The organism is Candidatus Binatia bacterium, from assembly GCA_036504975.1.
Classification (GTDB): domain Bacteria; phylum Desulfobacterota; class Binatia; order UBA9968; family UBA9968; genus JAJPJQ01.
The window spans coordinates 1-4525 of the sequence record DASXUF010000168.1; the positions used below are offsets into that span (position 1 = coordinate 1).

General features: G+C 63.5%; 6 protein-coding genes. All 6 read right to left on the reverse strand.

The window, feature by feature from the left end; translation table 11 throughout:
* The coding region (locus tag VGL70_20475; GenBank protein HEY3305907.1) for a pyridoxal-phosphate dependent enzyme at window positions 1–380 on the reverse strand (380 nt) is incomplete at its 3' end.
* 30 nt (window positions 381–410) lie between these two features.
* Window positions 411–1904, reverse strand: coding sequence for an acetate--CoA ligase family protein (locus VGL70_20480; GenBank protein ID HEY3305908.1), 1494 nt, complete (start codon window positions 1902–1904; stop codon window positions 411–413).
* Window positions 1905–1973: 69 nt separating this feature from the next.
* Complete coding sequence (locus tag VGL70_20485; protein ID HEY3305909.1) at window positions 1974–3260, reverse strand: ferric reductase-like transmembrane domain-containing protein; 1287 nt, start codon at window positions 3258–3260, stop codon at window positions 1974–1976.
* Complete coding sequence (locus tag VGL70_20490) at window positions 3257–3523, reverse strand: hypothetical protein (protein ID HEY3305910.1); 267 nt, start codon at window positions 3521–3523, stop codon at window positions 3257–3259. The genes VGL70_20485 and VGL70_20490 overlap by 4 nt, the downstream gene beginning before the upstream one ends.
* A gap of 38 nt (window positions 3524–3561) precedes the next feature.
* Window positions 3562–4278: a DUF1003 domain-containing protein gene (locus tag VGL70_20495; protein ID HEY3305911.1), complete on the reverse strand. Its 717-nt coding sequence runs from the start codon at window positions 4276–4278 to the stop codon at window positions 3562–3564.
* A gap of 20 nt (window positions 4279–4298) precedes the next feature.
* Window positions 4299–4525 (reverse strand): hypothetical protein (locus VGL70_20500; protein HEY3305912.1); only part of this gene is annotated, 227 nt, incomplete at its 5' end.

Below are 4525 nucleotides of genomic sequence, written 5' to 3' on the forward strand. Positions count from 1 at the left end.
GCCGAATCGTAGTCGGACCCATACGGGATCGCGCGCGCCCCGTAACGGCGCACCGAAGCTACCTTGATGAGCGGCGCGTGAACCGGCATCACGATCGTGGAAGGAATCCCCAGCCGCTGGCTATGAAAAGCCAGCGCCATGCCGTGGTTGCCCGCGCTCGCCGCGATCACGCCGCGTTTCGTTTCCTCCGGCGTCAATGCGAGCAGCCGGTTCAAAGCGCCCCGCTCTTTGAACGAGCCCGTGATCTGCAGATTATCTAGCTTGAACATGACCCGATTGGCCGTCATCCGGCTGATCGTTTCCGAATAGGCGCACGGCGACGAATAGATCTGGTCTTGGATTCTCTCGCGCGCCGCCACCACGTCCTTGAGGGTAATCATCTAGGCTCTCCTCACCCGAACGGCATCATGTCATTTTTGCGGCGCCACGCGAATCCGGGCGTCGGCGATGGCGCAGCCTTTGCCCGGCGGAAGGGCGAAGAGCGGGTTCAAATCGAGCTCGCCGATCTCCGGGACCTCTTCGACCAGGCGCGAGACGCGGAGCAGCACGTTTTGAATCGCCTCCACGTCGCCCGGCGGATGGCCGCGATAGCCTTCGAGCAGGCGATAGCCGCGGATCTCGCGCACCATCTCGGCGGCGTCGCGGTCGGTGAGCGGCGTGATGCGAAAACGCACGTCGCCCAGAATTTCGACGTGGATGCCGCCGAGACCGAAAGCGATCAGCGGTCCGAACAGCGGGTCGGAGGCAACGCCGACCATAACCTCAACGCCGTCGCGAATCATCGGCTGCACCGTGACGCCGTCCATGGCGTCGAGCTTGCCTTCTTGAGCAAGGCGGGAGCGAATCTCTTCGAAGGCCCCGCGCACGAAATTTTCATCCGAAATATTCAGCCGCACGCCGCCGATCTCGGTCTTGTGTACGATCGAGCGCGAGGCCAGCTTGACGGCGACCGGAAATCCGATCGCGCGCGCGCGCCGGACGGCTTCATCCGCGGTTTTTGCGGTGCCGCCCGGCGGCAGCGCCAGTCCCATCGTCTCCAGGACCGCGCGCGTCTCGTCCGCCGAGAGCCATCCTGCGCCACGCTCGTCCAGCGCCTTCGCGCAAATCTCCCGGGCTTTCGCCGGAGCGATATCGTCGAAGTCCGGGATAACGCCGGCCGGAGCGGCGCGCCATTCTGAATAGGCGGAGATTTTCCCGAGCGCCCGTCCGGCCGATTCGGGAAACGCATAAACCGGAATCGTCTCGCCGCACGCCGGCAGCGAACCGGCATGGCCTCCCTCCGCCATGACGCAGACGAGCACCGGTTTTTTCTTTTCCCCCGCCGCCCGCGCCGCCGCCACGCCTTCGCCGATGGCGCGCGCCACGTCCCCGGCCGTCGACACGCCGACGGAAATGAAAATGACGATCGCGCTGTCCACCTCGGCGGCGCCGAGAACCGTTTCCACCGCGCGGCGGAATTGATCGGGAGTCGCGGACGCGATCATGTCCACGGGATTGGTCACGCTGGCAGAAGCGGGAAGAAAGGACGCGAGACGAGACCGGGTGGAGTCCGCGAGCTGCGGCACGGAGAGGCCGCCGGCCTCGCACGCGTCGGCGCACAAAATTCCCGGGCCGCCGGCGTTCGTGACGATCGCGACGCGCCGGCCGCGCGGCAGCGGCTGGCCGCCGAGCGCGGCCGCGAGATCGAACATCTCGTCCAGCGTCTCGGCCCGGATCACGCCGGTTTGGCGAAAGAGCGCGTCCACGGCGACGTCGCTCGCGGCGAGAGCGGCGGTGTGGGAGCCGGCGGCGCGCGTGCCGGCAGCCGTCCGACCCGCCTTGATCGCGATGACCGGCTTCGACCGGCTGACGCGCCGCGCGATGCGCGCGAAGCGCCGCGGGTTGCCGAACGATTCGAGGAGCAAGCTTGGCCAAAATCCCGATGGTCGCCGCGCTCGCCAGGAAGGCGATAAAGACGGCGAAGATAAATCGCTTCACCGCCACGTGAAGTCCTCCGAGTGGATGCGCGATGCGGAAACTCCGCCTTGACGCAGCTCGCGGCGCGCCGCTGCGGTGAACGGCGGCGGGCCGCAGAGGTAAACCTCGCGCGCGGAGAAATCGGGGCAACGGGCGGCGATGAAGGCCGAGCCGAGCGGCCCTTCGCGATAGAAAAAATGATTCCAGATTTTGAAGCCCGAAATTTTCGACGCGATCTCCTCCAGCTCGGACAAGAAGTGCGCCCGCGTCTCGTCCTGGACGCAATAAATCAGATCGACATCGACGATCTCGCCGGCGCTGAGAGCGCGGGCGCGGCTGAGAAACGGCGCCAAGCCGATTCCGCCGGCGATCCATAACTCGCGCGGGTTCGTTCGTCTCGCGGAGAAAAAATCGCCGTACGGCCCCTCGACGAGAGCCCGGCTGCCGGCGGCGACGGTTTGCAGCGCGCGCGTAGCGTCGCCCGCGTCTTTGATCGCGATGCGGAGCGCGCGCTCGCCCGGCGCCGAGGACAAGGTATACGGGTGCTCCTCGCCGCGCCCGGAGGCGAGGCCGGGATCGAGCGGCGTCAGATAAACAAACTGCCCGGCGCGATAGCGGAGCAACTCGCCTTCGGATGCGAGCGTCAGCTCGACGACGCCGCGCGAAACCGGCCGGACATCGGCGACCGTGTAAGGACGGCGGGCGAGACGCGGCGCGAGAAGTTTCCGATAGACGAATGCGGCGAGCGCTAGACCGCCGTAGCCGAGCCAGACCGCTTGACCCCAACTTCCCCGGCTCAAGGGCAGAGCATGCGTTACGCCCAGGACGAGCGCGAGACCGGAGAACGCGTGCAGAGCTTTCCAGCGTTGATACTCGGGCTGGCCGAAGAACCAGAACGTCGGCGCCAAAAAAACCGCCATGGCGGCGAACGCGAGCCAGCCGGCCCACACGTCCCACGCGGCGGCTTCGGGAAACAAAACCGCGCCGGCGGCGTGGACGGACGCGCGCGCCGCCGCGAACGCCAGGAGCAACGGGTGCGCCATCACGAGAACGAACGAAGCGGCGCCAAGAACGTGGTGGATCTTCCAAAGTTGCGTGAGGCCGCCGAACCAAACGTCGAAGCCGGGAATGCGCACGCTGATGAGCCCGGCGAGAAGAAAAAACGACAGCCCGAGAATACCGGCGGCGCGGCCGAGAAACGTGAGCGCGTCGGGAATATTTTCCGGCTTGTCCAAAAGAAGCGCGAGCGGCAAAAAACCGGCGAGGGCCAAAATAAGATGGCCGGGTTTCAAATTCGAAATCATTCGATGTCCGCGATCTTGCGCACCCCGTCGCCCCAGTCTTCGACCTTGAAGTCGGCGAAGGGCAGCACGATGCGGTCCCTCTCCTCGATCGAGATCATTTTCCCGCGGTGCTCCAGCAGGAACGAGATCTTGAGAATCAGATTATCGCCCTCGACGCCCAGCAGCGAGACCTTTTCCTCGAAAAACGAATATTCCTTTTTGCCGAGGACTTCCTTGACCCGCTGACGGTCGAGCACCTCTTTCTCCGCTAAAAAGCCCGGCATGACGTTCTCCTTTCCGGTTTCATCGATTCTTTTGCGGCTCAAGCTTTTTCGCGCTGCGCTCTCTGCGCGACCAGCTCGCGGGTGAAATCCATCTGGATCCGCTGGATCTCCAAAAGTTTCTGCCACTGGTGCTTGAGCAGCACGTCCAACTTTTCATTCAGGTGGCGGATCTCCAGCTCGGCTTTGAGGTCCACCTGGTAATCTTTCTCCGACCGGAGCCGGTCTCTCGCCTCCAGCCGCTTTTGGCTCATCATGATGACCGGCGCCTGAACGGCCGCCAGGCACGAGAGAATCAGATTGAGCAGTATAAACGGGTAGGGGTCGAAAGGCTGGAGGAGAAGGGCTCGGCTGTTGAAGGCGATCCAGACCGACAAAGCCAGGAAAAAAATGCCGATGAAAGTCCAGCTTCCGCCGAAAGAGGCGACCTGGTCGGCCGTGCGTTGACCGAACGTCACGCCCCTTTCGAAGGCGAGATTGATATTCTCCGTCAACGTCTGCTGCTCCTTCAGGCTGGCGATGACCTCCCGTTCGAGCTGCGTCAGCTCGCCCACTTCTTCCTCAAGCGCATCCTCGATGTATTCCGAGCGCAAACGATCGAGACAATCGACGCAGATCATGCGGCCGGATGTCCAGGCCGGGTCCCGCTTCTTGATGGTCTCGATGAGCGCGGGCCGAATGACCTCGCCGGGAATCAGAAGCTCGAACGGCAGAGCTTTCTTGCAATGGAAACAACTTGCTTCTACGTCGCGCGGCATACGTCCTCCTTCCATCGGCTTCAACCCAAAAACTCGAGCCGCCGGCCTTTGCGGCGATAATATTTTTTCGCCTCCTCGAATCCGAGGAGAAGCAACGTTCCGTGAAACGCGAACAGGTACACGTGCCAGGGCACGGGGGCGAAAAAGTAAAGCCGCGACAACGGCGTGTAAAAAAACAAATAGCAGAGCAGAAGCTCGAAGAGGATGCCGAGGTCGATCAGGGGATTGGAGACGAGGTTCAAGACGA

Bases quoted from the DNA above. Each gene is read 5' to 3' on its own strand.
- VGL70_20485 (HEY3305909.1), bottom strand. From the start codon at position 3,260: ATGATTTCGAATTTGAAACCCGGCCATCTTATTTTGGCCCTCGCCGGT.
- VGL70_20495 (HEY3305911.1), bottom strand. From the start codon at position 4,278: ATGCCGCGCGACGTAGAAGCAAGTTGTTTCCATTGCAAGAAAGCTCTG.
- VGL70_20490 (HEY3305910.1), bottom strand. From the start codon at position 3,523: ATGCCGGGCTTTTTAGCGGAGAAAGAGGTGCTCGACCGTCAGCGGGTC.